The organism is Arcobacter lacus (assembly GCF_003063295.1).
GTDB classification, from domain to species: Bacteria; Campylobacterota; Campylobacteria; order Campylobacterales; family Arcobacteraceae; genus Aliarcobacter; species Aliarcobacter lacus.
In genome coordinates this window covers 234,119-250,138 of the sequence record NZ_MUXF01000010.1, presented here as the reverse complement: position 1 = coordinate 250,138, position 16,020 = coordinate 234,119, and the positions used below count along the sequence as shown (strand labels likewise).

General features: G+C 27.8%; 5 protein-coding genes. All 5 read right to left on the bottom strand.

Going from position 1 to position 16,020, the window contains the following annotated elements; translation table 11 throughout:
* Positions 1 to 34: 34 nt before the first annotated feature.
* The 5 genes from B0175_RS06820 to B0175_RS06800 all read right to left on the bottom strand — a co-directional run bounded on the left by B0175_RS06820 (position 35) and on the right by B0175_RS06800 (position 15,820).
* On the bottom strand, positions 35 to 8,905 hold the full coding sequence (locus B0175_RS06820; protein ID WP_108527885.1) for a hypothetical protein: 8,871 nt from the start codon (positions 8,903 to 8,905) through the stop codon (positions 35 to 37).
* Between the two features lie 91 nt (positions 8,906 to 8,996).
* Complete coding sequence (locus B0175_RS06815) at positions 8,997 to 9,593, bottom strand: response regulator transcription factor (RefSeq protein ID WP_108527884.1); 597 nt, start codon at positions 9,591 to 9,593, stop codon at positions 8,997 to 8,999.
* A gap of 6 nt (positions 9,594 to 9,599) precedes the next feature.
* Entirely contained in the window at positions 9,600 to 11,069 is a 1,470-nt protein-coding gene (locus B0175_RS06810) for an HlyD family type I secretion periplasmic adaptor subunit (protein WP_108527883.1), read from the bottom strand.
* On the bottom strand, positions 11,062 to 13,224 hold the full coding sequence (locus tag B0175_RS06805; RefSeq protein WP_108527882.1) for a type I secretion system permease/ATPase: 2,163 nt from the start codon (positions 13,222 to 13,224) through the stop codon (positions 11,062 to 11,064). The genes B0175_RS06810 and B0175_RS06805 overlap by 8 nt, the downstream gene beginning before the upstream one ends.
* Before the next feature lie 25 nt (positions 13,225 to 13,249).
* The gene (locus tag B0175_RS06800; RefSeq protein WP_108527881.1) at positions 13,250 to 15,820 is read right to left on the bottom strand and encodes a TolC family outer membrane protein; all 2,571 of its coding nucleotides are present in this window, start codon (positions 15,818 to 15,820) and stop codon (positions 13,250 to 13,252) included.
* Between the last annotated feature and the right edge of the window lie 200 nt (positions 15,821 to 16,020).

Genomic DNA, 16,020 nt, shown 5'->3' with positions numbered 1-16,020 from the left:
AAGAGTTAAATAAAATTTATCTCTTTATTATTTTTTAGTTAGTAATACCATCTGAAATTGCTTGTTCAACTTTTACTTTAATATCAGAATTACCACTATTTGTATAAATATCAAATCCTGCACCTGTGCCTGATTTAGTCCATGTATTTAAGCCATCATTTTTAAAAGATACTTTATCTTCACTCAAACCTTTTATAGTAAGTTCTCCACTATTATTTGTTATATTTAAAACATCTTGTAATGATAAATTCTCAAGTTTGTTTTCACCAGTGACACTTAAATCTATAATATTTATACCTTTTAAAGATTCTGTACTAAGTTTAGTGAAATCTAAATTTACTTTTTCTTCCAGAGATAAAACACCACCAACATCTTTAATATCTACGTTGAATGTTTTTGTATCACTCGTAGAAATAATACCATCAATAGGATTTCCATTTTTATCTATTTCTTGTGTCCATGCTTCAACACTTACATTTGATACATTTTTATCATTTGTAAATTGAATATTATTAATTTGATCAAAAGTTATTCCATTTATTGTCCATTTATTAGTTGTACTATCCCAAGTTGCATCACTTAAAACTGTACCATCGCTAAATCTAAACTGTGCATTTTCACTAAGACCAGTTAATTTTAAACTCATAGTTTCGCTACCATCTACATCTTGCATATTTGCATTTAATTTTAAATCTATCCAAGAAAATGCTTTTCCAAATGTAAGTGTTGGATCTATTGTAACTCCATCTGCAATAGAATCAATATGCCCTATTACATTAACAACTGTTTTTTCTGTAGTATTTAAATTTTGTTCTTTTAAGGTAAATTGTGCTTTAAAATCAAAATCTCCAGACCAATTTTCTGGTGCATTAATATAAATTTCTGGCATAGTTCCATCTGAAGAAGCTGGAATTAACCACTTATTTCTATGAACTTCATCATCTGTATTTATATTTGGTGTTAAATCAAAAGTTGTTATACCTGATTGTCCAATATTTGTAGCCATTACAAGATTATTAGAATCATCTATATACCAAACTGTAAAACCATTTGGCACCTCATCTAATACTATGTTTGTAAATTCTTCTGAACTATCAGGGCTAACTGATGTAGTTACTTCTAGTTTTACTGAATTTTTTAGAGTTGTACTACCATTAGTAATTTCTGAATCTTCTATACTAGTTGCAGTTACAACTGTAACATTTGGTTTCATATCGACTATTGGAATTATACTTATTGTTGTTTCACCTTTTGAAGTTAATGTTATAGAATTTCCTTCTTTATTTTGTACACTTACTTCAAATTTCACATCTCCATCTCTATTTGATGCAGGAGTATAAACTAAACCAGTAATATCAGTATCAACAGTAAATGCAGGTATTCCAGATTTTGGAGTAATTGTATACGTTCCATTTCCATTATCAACAATGTTATACTTTCCGCTAGAATCTGTTAAAGTTCCTTTTTCTCCAACTCCACCAGTAGCAATATCTGCCCAAGTTTCAGTTACTTTTATAATGATACTATTTCCTATAAGTGTTGTTTTTGTTGCATCATTTGGATTTGTCAATCTAATAGTAAGGTTTGTTGGTGTATCTTCATTTGTATTACTTACATTTATATTTACAGTCATTTCATCTGTAACAGCTGTTATAGAATTTGAATAATTTGTAATTCCTTGTCCTGTTTTAAATGTTCCATTATCAGAAGTAGAAATAGTTGCACTAAATGTCATATCAGATTTTAGATTTCCAATTTGTTCTGAATTTTTATTTTCTGGAGGAGTAACTATAACATTAGAAAGTCTTGTTTCAATATCTGCTGCATTTCCTGTTGTAGTTGTTCCTGTTATTACATAATATGTTTTTCCAGCTTCTTCATAAAAATAATCATATCCAGAAACTTTTGTACCTTCAGGAAAATCAGTAATAGTTATAGCCCAATAACCACTTGTCCCTCCACCACTATTTGTTACATTTATAGATTTACCAAGATTATAAATTACATCTTGTGTACCATCATTATTATCTTCATAAATAATTGCTGGTTTTGTACTTAAATTAAATAGAGGCGGATTTCCTTGTAAGCCACTTGGAGTATCATAATCTTTTATTATGTTAATAGTTTTTGTATCACTTTCAACATTTGCATCACCACTATCTTTTGTATAAGTTGTGATTGAAACTGTTCTATTTTCAAAATCTGCACCAGGATTTATTATAAATTTTATATTCTGTAAAGTTCCATTTGAATCTAAAAGATTATCTATTGGATTTAAAATTACCCAAATACCATTATGCTCACTTCCCGAATACCCATAATATGTTGCACCTTCAACAGATACACCCATTGGTACACCAGTTATCACTATTTTTTGTACAGTTTCACTACTATCGTTATCATTACTTGTTGTATTTATAGGAATAGTAAAATTAGTATTACTGTCAGCCTTTACTGTTACATTTGTACCACTTATTTCTACATCTGTTCCTGAAGTTGTAGTTATATTACCTAAAGTTAAAGTTGGCTGGTCTGTTACAGCTTTTACAATCACTTCATGAGTATGAGCATATATTTTAGTATCAGAACTTGATCCATTTGTGTCTGTAACTTTATATGCCACGTTAAGTGTAAAATTACCATCTATCTTATTTTCAATAGTATTTATTACAGTTATTTGGTCTGCTTCGGCGTTTGTTAAAACATAATACTCACCATCTACACCATTTTCTATACCTGTTATATTTTGTGGTGTTTTAGTAACAATATCAACTCCATTTACACTTAATTTATAACCTTTTGATATCATATCATCAATAGTAGTTTTCAAGATATAAACATTATTTATAGTTTCAGTTCCATATGTAGTTCCACTATCTTTTAATGTTGCAACTAAATCTACTTTTGTAGATACATCTTCATACATAGTTGTACTACTATTTACATTTACGTCATCAGCTTGTGGCTCTACAAAAATATTTACAGTTTGTGTCTGCCAAGTTTTACTATCATTTTCTCCAGCTTTTTCAGTAGTTACGTAAGTCAAATAGAAACTTGCATTTCCACTAAAATCTTTTGGAGGAACTATTTTTATATTTCCAGATGCAATATCACTAGCTTTTACAACATATAATCCATCTTCTATATAATATGGGCTACCAGAAACTATAGTAAATCCAGTTTGTAACTCTATTTTAACTGTTAAATCTTCAGTAGCATCTGTTGATTTAAGATTTGCTGGAGTTGTGTAAATACTTTGTAGATTAAGTTCACTATCTTCATCTACACTTATATTTGCTTTTAATTCTGTTCCCATAGGAGCATCTGCAACATTTTTTACAATTACATCTATATCTTTTGTAGCACTCCAAGTACTTGTTTCTGTTTTTGTAGTGCCATCATTGTAAATTACTGTATCTATAAATTGAACTTGTACTTTTAGCGTTGGATCACTATCTTCATTAAATGCTGGAATAAATTTTGGTGATTTATCATTTTGATAATCTTTTATCTCAACTGTATATTTCCCAGCACTTTGAGTTACAGAGATATTTCCTGAACTTATAAAGTCTTTATCCACTAAAACCCAAGCACCAGCACCACTATTTAAATTGTTATCAAATACATATAAGGCACTTCCATTTGGAATATCACCTATTTTTATATTTGCTTTCTCACTTCCATCTGTATCAGTTGAACTAACTTTAATATTTAAAGGTATTCCATTTTGTGGTTGGTTTATAGTTGAATTTGGAGTAGCACTATTTCCTTGACTTCTTCCAGCATCTTCATATCCAATAGCTTGTGATACTTGAATAGTATTTATATCTGGAGTTGTTACGACAGGTTCCACGTCTAAGTTTAGATAAACTGTTTTAGAAATTGTTGCACCTTTTGTATCCGTACTATCCATACCTTTATCATATACACTAAGTGTAATTGTAGCTTTTACTCCACCACCAAAATGCTCTGGAAATTGTATTGTAAATTGTGGATCTAATAATTTATTTTCAGCATCTTTAAATGTAAGAGTAGCTTTTCCATCTGATCCTGCTATGGCTTCAGTATTTCCTATTTTTACAATAGTTCCCTCAGGTAATCCTTCAATAGTATAAGTTCGTTTTTCACTTCCATCTAAATCAGGAGTAGCTCCAATACCACCACTTGTATTTGAAAGAATATTATTTAATATAATTTCTCCTGAACCTTCTATTATTTTATTTGTAAATGTAAAAGTATCATTTGTACTATTTGTTGAAGAAATAGTTCCTAAGCTTGCATTATTATCAAACTCTAATTTGATATCATCTGTTATAGGATTGATTTTTACAGTCATATTTGCTGTTGTTTCTTTTTCTACTTGAGTTCCATAAGTAGCTGTACTCAATGGTTTACCATTATCATCAAGTTCATAAGATGTTACACTTATACCTATTTTTATATCTGTATCATTATCTTCTGCATGTTGAATTTTTAATGATTCATATTCTGCTTGAGTAAGATAAATAGCATCACTTGGATTTGATGCCATAATATCTTTATGATGATAAGTATAATCTATAGTGCTAGAATCACCAGATACAGTTACTATTACAATTTTTAATGTTTGATTTGCAGTTGTTATATCTGCTCCAACCTGAGTAATACCATCTGATTTAAAAATTTTTGCACCTGTTACACTATTTCCATTTATAAACGTTAAAGTTATCTCTCCATTTCTTTCTGGATTATCTCCTGTTTGAATGCCATTATAATCACCTGTACCATTTAAAGTAGGTGTAGATACTGTTATATTACTATTTTGTTTAGCAGTATAACCAGCTGGGGACGTTTGAGATATTGCATCACTATCTTTTGATAAATTTGGAACTTTAAGTTCTAAAACTACTTTATTTGTCCCTTCTTGTGTATTTCCTGCATCTTCTGTTGTTGTTATATCTTTTACAAAAATTGTTGGTGCATCAGCTACTGGTTTTACATTTATACTTACTCTTGCACCTGCTGTATCGCCATCAAAATCACTAACAGCATATTCAAACCAAGGATTAGTAGCATAATTACTATAATCGTCTTTTGGAATAAATGTTACTGTTCCATTTCCATTATTTGTCAATGTTCCAATAACTTTTGAACTATCAGTTGGATCTGTTACATTAATAATTTGTCCATTTGAAAGTGTTGTATAACCATTATTTCCATTTGCTGAGTCATAACCATTTACTCTAATATTGATTTCTCCATTTAAAAAATTCTCTGGAGAAATAACAATTTGTAGACTTTCATCTTCATTTACATTTTCTGTCCAATCTACTGTTTTTGGTAAAGAGTCATTTATTGTTACTTTAAATGTAATAACTTCACTTTCAGAATTATTTTGATCTGTTATTTTAAATCCAAATTCAAAAGTTAAATTATCATCATTTATAGGATTTGTTGCATCTCCTGCTTTTGGATGATCGATATTTTTGTATTGAATGTATGTATATGAATCTGATGTTAATTTATTTAAATTATCTCTAATAGTAGCATCTTTATCTAAAGTAATCTCAAATACTTTATTATTTTGAGCTACTATACCGTTTCCTACATCTGCACCAATATATCCAATAATTTTATTTCCCACAATTTGATAATGAATATCTTGTCCACCAGATTTTAAATTTGACAAACCATAATCTTCAAGACTATCTTTATTACCTTTGTAAATATTTATCGTATCATCAAATACTAAACTATATCCATCATCTGTATTTGGTTTTATAATATTTAAATATTCACCTTGATAAGTATTTACCCCATCACTTGCATTTCCATCTTTATTACTAATTGAAGAACTTAAATCAGTTACATCAAAATCATCTTCATCAACTATTGCATTTTGAGGATCTATATATACACCATCTTTATATATAGTTACACCATCTTTGATAGTTCCTGTTGTAGTTTTATCTGTATGAATTGCAACATTTTCAAAAGCTCCTGATTGAGTAACACTAGAGATAGTTACATTATAAACTTCATCTCCTTCATAAGTAAAATCATCTTTAGTTATATTTGTAAAGTTTACAGAACTATTTCCACCTGTAATTGTTACACTTTTTATTATTGTAGATAAATCACTTTCGGTAAAATTTCCACTATTCGCTGAATAAGTCAAATTTACAGTCACTGTTTGTCCAGCTGGAACAGTTACTGGATCCCCATTTTTGTCAACTAAAGTTATTGTATGTACTAAATTCCCTCCTTCTACTGTTGAAGGTGTTTTTGTAATTTTTACATAAACTGTATCATCTTTTCCATAATTTCCATCTGTTGGATTATCGTTTCCTGTTCCAGTATCTGGTTGCTCTACTTTTGCTGGATTATCCTTTATAGTTGAAGTTACAGTATCTTTTGAAGTATCAATAGATGGTGATTCATATGGTGAATTTATTAAATTTGTAATTTTAACAGTAAAGTTTTCGTCACCTTCTGCATAATAATCATCTTTTGTATTTACACTAAATACTGTGCCTAATGTTGTTGATACAACTGTCGTATTATCATAATCTGTTCCAGCTGTTGCATCTTTATCTGTATTATCAGTAGTTGTTCCATAGTTTACAGTTACAGTTCCTTCTTGTGTTGAAAGAGGTTTTCCATTATTATCAACAGCAACTGCTATATAATAAAGGTTCCCACCTTCAGGAGTTTCATTTGCATTATCTATTTTTAGAGTTCCATCTAAATTTGTAATATCTGCTATTTTTGTTGTAGAAGAAGGTACTGCTACAAGTACGATTTTTACATAATCTACATTTGTTTCAGTTGTTTGATTATTTGAATTATCATGAATTGTTGTAGTGACATTTTTATAATCACCATTTTTATCACCAATTTTTACATTTTCAAACTCACCTGTATTTTGTACATTAGTTATTGTAAGTTTAAATTTTTCTCCATTATCTTTATATGGATCATCAATTGTGTCAACAGTAAAAGTATTTGATGAACTACCAATAGGGATTGTTATAGCTATCGTATTACCATTATCATATTGTGTATCACCATTTTGTGTTGTTTCATTGTTATAAGTTACAGTAATTTGCGTATTTTTTGTAACTATAACTTCAACACCATTTTTATCTACAAGTTTTATAGTATAATTTGTTGTTGTATCACCCTCATTTACATTCGCTGGTCCAGTTATAATTGCATAAACTGTATCATCTTGCCCATAACTTCCATTCGTTGAGTCATCAGAAGTTGTACTTGTATCTGGTTGATCAATTTTTGAAGGATTGTCTTTTATTGTGCCAATAGCTGTTATTTTATCACTTGACGCTCCATTTAATACGGTATGAAGTGATATATCTTTAAAGGCATTACTTGAATTATCTATATTTGTAATAGTAACTTTTAATCCTTCATTACCCTCTGCATAATAATCATCTTTAGTTACTATTTCAAATTCTGTATAACTCGTTCCTCCATTTATAGTAACACTCGTTACTGGTGTATAATCTGTATTTACAGTTGCAGGATTAGAAGTATTCCCTTCATAAAATAAATCTACTTTTATATCTTTTCCTATTGGTACTTTTACTTCTTCTCCTGAACTATTTACCACTACAATTTTATATTTTAAATTTAATCCTTCATTTGTTATAGTTGTTATAGGTTCTATTTTTACAAATATAATTTCATCAAAAATAGTTGTAGTTACTGGATTTGAATCTATTTTTACATTTTCATAATTACCAATATATGAATTTTGATCAATTATCACATTATAAAGTTCTTCTGGTTCATCAATTTTATCTCTAAAAACTTCGGTACTAAAAGCAACACCTACTTCTACTTGTGACTTTGAAAGATTATTGTAATCTTTTAAACCAGTAATATCATTTTCATCTGAAGAAGAATTACCAGTTGCTGTATTATCATAAAAAGAGATGTTTATTTTTCCTATTTTAGTATTTAATTTTGTATCGTCTTTAAAAATAGTTTCGCCATCTTTAAAAGCATAAGCTATATATTTAGCAAACGTACCTTCTTCTGCTTTATTTGCATCAAGATAATTTCCATTAATATCTTTTAATACATTTCCATTTTTATCAGCTGCAAAAAGTTTTATAAAAATCATTTGCTTATATGTTACTACAGGTTGTGATTCTTCTGGTTGTACGGGAGGAATTGTAATAGGAGCAACTGGAGTAGGAGCAGTTGGAGTAGGAGTTATATTATTTTCTCTTCCTCCTCCAGATTCTGGTCTAATAATTGAAGGAGAAGTTGAATTAAAATAATTATTAGAAATGTTACTACCTAAATCTTTTAAACCTTGTTCTAAAATTTCTTCATTTTTTTCTACTTCTCTATATGATTGAGTTCTTGGGAATTTTGTTTCTCTTAAATCACTGTTTACATCTGTTTCATTACCATCTCTGGCTTGAAATTCTGCATTACCTTCTTCTTGATCTTCTACTTCTTCTTTTCCTTCTGTAGTCTCTTGTTCAGTAACATCTCCTGTTGCTTGATTCTCACCATTTGCAGACTCTTCTAAAATTTTTTCTACATCAGCACCAAATTCTGCATTTCTTAAGTCACTTATTATATTAGAATTTGAATTATGATTATCAAAAGTTGAATCTAAATTTTCTTTAGTAAAAAACAATTCTTCATTTCCAAAAGCTGTTTTAACTAAAGAAGAATCAATTAACTGCTTTTGCCCATTACTAAGGACTATTACATCATTGCTTGAAAGCAATATCTCTACTTTTGCCGAAGTTGAATTTGAACTATCACCATAAACTATTTGATTTTCTGATATTGTATCACCAATATTTAGTTCTTTTATATTTCCAGAATTATCTTTTAAATAAAATTTTCCTGAACTTAAAGTTTTGATTATTCCTACTTGTGACATTATATCATCTCCAAAAATTATAATTTAATAACAAATTATAATATTTTAAGAAGGGCTTGTCTATCACCCACAAGGGTGATATTGATAAAATTTATTTAAAAAAAAGATTTATAAACGACAATCTGTCATTTACTTGAAGTTTTTCGTAGATATGTTTGATATGAGTTTTTATAGTATTTACTGAAATATTTAATTCATCGCTAATTTGTACATTTGTATATCCATTTTTGATTAAAATAGCTATTTTTTCTTCTGTTTTTGTCAAATCTTTAAATATTTCATTAGTATTTTGACTTTTTTCAATATTTATATTTTTTATTAATTGAGTTGTTATTTCAGGAAGTAACCAAATATAACCATTCAAAATCGTTTCTATTGCCGAATTTAAATAAACTGATGCCATCATAGAGTTTCCATATCCTTGGATACCTAAAGCAAACCAATTTTTGGCTTTTTGTAAATTAGGAACTCTTTCTAAAAACAAAACTTTATTCTCTTTTTTAAGTATATTAGAAAGAATAAATTCCTCATTTTCTAAATCAACACAACTACTTAAAATTAATAAAGAATTTTCCAAATTAATCAAATCTTCATAATCTTCAATAATTTTTATTTCATAGTTAGTCAAAAAGTTTTCCCATCTATTTAATAATAAATTATCTTTTGTGTAGAGTGCCAATTTTTGCATTTTTCTTTACCTCTCCGTCATAGTATATGTTTTTGTTTTTAAAATAGGTTTTAATATATAATCAAGTACAGTTTTTTTACCTGTCATAATATCAACATCTGCAACCATTCCTGGAATTATATGTTTAGAATTTTCTTCTTTTCCTATATAATTCTTTTCTGTTTCAATTCTTACTATATAAAAAGTTTTTTCATCTTTTTCTGTAATAGTATCTGGGCTTATATTTATAACATGCCCATCAAGTCCACCATAAATAGAAAAATCAAAGGCAGAAAATTTCACTATTGCTTTTTGTCCTTGATAAATAAAAGCAATATCTTTAGGTAAAATTTTCACTTCAACTATCAATTTATGATCCGTTGGAACAATTTCTAATAAATCTTGAGAAGGTTTTATTGCTCCTCCTATTGTATTTACATGAAGTTTTTGTACTATTCCATTTGATGGAGAAATAACAGTATTTCTTGTAACTTGATCTAAAGAAGCTACATTATTTGCTTCAACATCTTTTAATTGACTATATATTTCATTTAATTTTTCTCTAATTTGAGCATCATAAGTTCCATTTGTTTCATCAATCTTTTTATTTAATTCAATAATTTCTGAATTTATTTTATCAACACTCAAAATAACGCTTTGAAGTTTATTTTTAGCATCACTCTCTTCTCTTTGAAGTTTTAGAAAATCAACTTGAGAACGAATACCTCTTTCAACCATTGGTTTCGTCATTTGAACTTCTTTTGAAATAGCACCAACAGAAAATTTCATATGTTCAATTGTTTGTTGAGCATCTTTTAATTCATTTTCTTTTTGTTTAATTTGCTCTTTCAAAATATTAACTTTTGATTCAAGTTGTTTTGTATTTGTAAGATAAAATTCATTTTCATTATTTAAAAACTCATTGAGTTGTTCATTATCTGTTGTTTCATAAACAAAAGGCTCTCTTTTTAATTCAGATTCAAGTCTTTTTATTTGTGCTTTATAGTAATAAGATTTTATTTCATTTGAAGCAACTGTTGATGTTGATTTTTCATTTGAAACTTTTATTAAAACTTGGTCTTTATTTACAAAATCACCCTCTTTTACTAAAATCTCTTGAACTATTCCACCTTCTAAATGTTGAACTATTTGATTTTGCCCACTTGGAACAACTTTTCCACTACCTCTTGCTATTTCATCAATTTCAGCAAATGAAGCCCAAATTATAAAAGTAAATATTGTTACTAAAAAAGCTATAACTACCCAATGAAGTTTTTTTGAATGGTGAAAAACTACAGCAGCACTTAAACTCTTCATATAATCATAGTCATTTTCGTTAAGTGGTTCTTTTGGAAGTTTTATACTATTATCAAAAAATGATTCATAAATCTCTTTATACTTCTCATTTGATGGTTTATCTAAAAACTCTTCAAGCTTTTTTTTAGGTAAATCAAAAAGTTTTTTAAAAACATTTTGGAGTTTTTCTAATTTATTCATTTGAAACTCCTCCTAATTTTTTTATAACTTCTTCTTTACTTCCATCTAAAACTTTTTCACCGAAATTCATAACAATAACTCTTGTAACTAAATCTAACATATTCATCTTTTGTGTAACTATTAAAAGAGTTTTATCATCTAAATTCTCTTTTAAATTTTTTAGAACATTCATTTCACTTGTTTGGTCCATAGCATTCGTTGGCTCATCAAATAACCAAATATCAGCATTATTTATCAAAGATCTTGCAATTGCTACACTTTGTCGTTGCCCTCCTGATAAACCTTGTCCTCTTTCACCAATTGGCATATCATAACCTATTGGATGAAGTTTCACAAACTCATCTGTTCCACTAATTTTTGAACATTTTAGCATCCACTCATCATCAACAAATTTATGAATACCTAAAATATTTTTCTTTATAGTATCTCTAAATAAATGAACATCTTGAGGAACATAACTCATTTTTTGTCTTAAATCTGCAGGATCAATTTGTGCAATATCAATTCCATCAATTAAAATTGAACCACTTTCAGGTTCATAAAGTTTCAACAATAACTTAGCAATTGTACTTTTACCAGAACCAATTCTTCCAATAAATGCAACTCTTTCACCTTCATTTATAGTAAAACTTACATTTTTTAAAGCATATAAATCACTATCTGGATATTTAAAAGAAACATCTCTAAACTCAATATTACCTCTTAAAGCTGGTCTTTTTACAAACTCTTTAGCTAATGGTCGTTCAATTGGTCTATTTACAATATCATCTAACATTTTAAAAGATTGTTTTGTATCTTCATAGTTTGTAATTAAACTTACTATTTGTCCCATAGGAGCTATTGCTCTTCCTGATAAAATCATAGTTGCAATCAATCCTCCCATTGTTAAATGAAATTCTTGAATTTGATAAACACCAAAACAAATAATCAAAACTGTATTTAACCCAACTAAAATACCAGTAACTGTAGGAATTGAAGCAGATATTATTTTTGATTTCAAACTTTTATTTGCAATTTCACCTGTTGATTCTTCCCAGTTATATTGAATATTTCCTTGCATACCTTGTGCTTTTATTGTTTCAATATTTTGTAAAGCTTCAATTAATATTCCATTTTTTTTAGCACTTGCTTCATAAGTGCTTTCAATACTTGCTTTTAAAGGATCTTTTATCATTTTTGCATAAATAACAATCAAAAATATTATAAAAATAGGAATAAATACTAACATACCAGATATATAAAATATTACTATTAAAAATAAAAGTGCAAAAGGAAAATCTACAAGTACGCTCAATGTTGAATTTGTTAAAAAACCTCTTATGCTATCAAAGCTTTTTAAGTTATTTGCAAATGAACCAACTGATTTTGGATGAGAACTTAATTGTAAATCTAAAACTTTTTCAAAAATAATAGATGACATGATAATATCGCTTTTTTTAGCCGCAATTTCTAAAAAATATGTTCTTAAAAATTTCAAAATACCATCTAACAAAAATACAATAACAATACCTACGGTAAATACAACTAATGTTTCTTGAGCATTATTTGGAATAACTCTATCATAAACATTCATTGTAAAAAGTGGTGTTGCTAAAACAAAAAGGTTTATCAAAATTGAAGCTAAAATACAATCAAGATAAATAGATTTTGAAAAACCTAATGTACTCCAAAACCAATGTTTTTGATTATTTATATCGAGTGTTTTTTGTCCATTTTCATGTTCATACTCATATGCTTTTTTTAACATAAAAGCATAACCTAAATATTCAGCTTCTAATTTTTCAATTTCTACCCAATCTTGTAAAGGATCATCAACACCTGGAAAAATTATTTTTGCTTTTGTTTTATCTTCATTAAATGAGTCTAAAATACAACTATTTTCATTTGATAAAAATAAAATTACAGGCAGTTGTAAACTCAATATATCTTTAATTGGTTTTTCAATAATTGTAGTCTTAAGTCCTGCTCTTGCGGCTGCCCTGCTAAACATAGATTTTGAACTATTTTTAGAAAAGAGCATCTGATCAGTTATATTTGATCCTAACGGCAACCCTTGAAGCAAAGATTCGGAAGAAAATGGCTTATGAAAAAGCCTTGTATACAAAACTAAACACTCTAATAAACTATCATTTTTTCTCAAATTCTGATTAACCATTTTTTCCCTTTTATATACTTATAAATTATTTTCTTATAAGTATAGCATCAATTCTCCTATTTAAAGCTTGACCTTCTACTGTTGAATTATCTGCTATTGGTTCATTATGTCCTTTTCCAACACTTTGAACTCTTGAAGCTTCAACTCCATTTGCAATTAATAAATTTTTTATAGCATTTGCTCTTTGTTCTGATAGTTTTTGGTTATGTGCTGCAGATGCTGTTGGATCTTTGCTTGCATGTCCTTCAATTATCGTATCAAACTCTTTATTATCTACTAAATATTTTGCAAAAGACAATACTTTTCCTTTTGTATCTTCTTTTATTACAGCTGAATTATTTTCAAATAAAACTTCTAAATTTATAGTATTTGTACAACCATTTTCATCAACAGTATATCCAACTGGCGTATTTGGACATTTATCTAAAGAATCAATTACTCCATCTTTATCACTATCAGCTATATCATTAGTGTCAGTAGCTTTTTGAATAGTTTTTGGAACATATAAAGCAACTGCAACTACATTGTTTAAATTTCCATCACCTAAAGATGTTTCTAAATAACTTCTATCATAATCAACTCTTGATTGAGTTACTAAGATATCTTTATTTACACCTTTATTTACTAAATCATTTTTAATTGTATTTGCATATTCCATTGCTTTATTATAACTCTTATCTTTATTTTTTGTAATTTCAGTATTTCCAATAATAGTTACAACTACATTTTTATCATTGTATTGTTTGATTTCATTTGCAATTTTTTCAATTTGAGATTCTCTTGATTTGCTCATATTAATAAATTCAAATCTTTTAATCATTGTAAAATCATCATACATTAAGTGGTTATCTAAAGCTGTTGATTGAATATTTTTATTTGCAGCAACATTAAATTCATAATCATATAAACCCAATTTTGGTGATTTTTTAGGACTTTCTTCTGTGTATGCTATAATAGATTTTAAATAATCTTCATTAGCTTTAAAACCATTTTCACTATTTTCTCCCGTTTCACAACCATTTTCATCAACTAAGCTTCCAAATGGCGTATTTGGACATTTATCTTTGAAATCAGGAATTCCATCAAAATCTGAATCTTTTTGTTGTTGAGAACATCCATCCGGTTTTATGTCATCATTTCCAACCACACTATTATCACAAATATCTAAATTATCAACAATTCCATCTTTATCTACATCAAGATTTACTGGTAATTCATCTTTTACAATATCAAATGGTTTTAATGTTGGTTTAATAAGTTTGTTATATTCTGTTTCATCTACAACTGAACTTACTAAAACTCCCATCGCATCTAAAACTCTATATTGTGCAAAAAGTTTGTCCATTTGTGCATTTATAATTTGACTTTTTGAATTTACTAAGTCATTTTGTGCTGATAATAAATCAAGAAGCGTTCTTCTTCCCATCTCATATTCACTTCTATAACTTTCTAAAGTATCTTCTGAATATTGATAATATTTATATAATTCTTCTAGCTGTTTTCCAAGCATTTCATAAGCTGACCAAGAAAGTTCTAAACTTTCAATAGTTTGTCTTTTTAAATCTCTTTGTAGTTCAACTTCTTTACTTATTGAACTTTTACTTTTTTGTAAGTCAGCTTCGTGAGCTCCACCTTTATATAAATTCCAATTCATAACAACATAAGCTTTTTGTCTATCATCAGCACTATCATAAGCATTTTCTGTTGTGTAATCATTAAATACTTGTTCTAACTCTAAATCTACTGTTGGCATAAATGCAGATTTTTTTTGTTTGTATAACTCTTGTGCACCTTTTATATTAAAACTACTTACTAAGATTGAAGGATTATTTTGAATAGCAACCATAGTTGCTCTCTCTTTACTCTCTGGCATTGCATAGTTTAATGCAGGTAAAGTTAAAGTAGAAACTTTTACATCTCTACCCAAAAGTCTTTTAAATCTAAACTCTTTATCCATAGTATTATTTTTTTGAACAACTAAATTTGAATTTGCCAATGATAAAGAAGCATAAATTTTTGTCATTTCAGACTTTGTTGTTAAACCTTGTTCATATAAAGATTTTACATCGTCATAAATTTTTTGATTTATGTCAACATTATCTTTTGCATTTTGATATAACTGGTAACTTCTGATAACATCTATATAAGCTCCAACCATTTGAAATGCGATATCATTTGCATTTTCTAGATAATGATATGCTGCCCCTAATATTCTAGTTTCTTGATAATTTATTTTATGAGTTGTACTAAAACCATTAAAAATATTTTGTGTAAGTTTTAAAGAGTTTGTATAATGAGAATATGTACTATCTTGAACTGTATGGTCAAATTTTGAGTTACCACTATCTTTTAAGTCACCACTATTATTTCTTCCTATTCTAGCTGAATAATCAAGAGATGGAAGCCATTCTGACTTTGCTATTTCTAAATCTTGTTGAGTTTCATTAAAATTTTTTAATCTTTCTTGTACTACAGGATTTGTATCTAAAACTTCTAGAACACTCTCTTTTAGTGTTAAGGCATTAAGGTTAACACCCAATAAACATATTGCACTTGCAACAACACTAATTAATCTCTTATTTGATTTCAATTTCATTAACTACCTCTTTTTTTATTCTATTGAGCAATATTATTAGAAAGTAAAATAATAATATTTTCGTTATTATATATACCTGAAGTATCATAAAAGTATCAAGGTAAATACAAATTCTTTTATAATTCCACTAAAATTGTTATATTTAAATAAATACCTTTAAATAGGGATTTATTAAGAATTATTTTTTTATTATAAATATT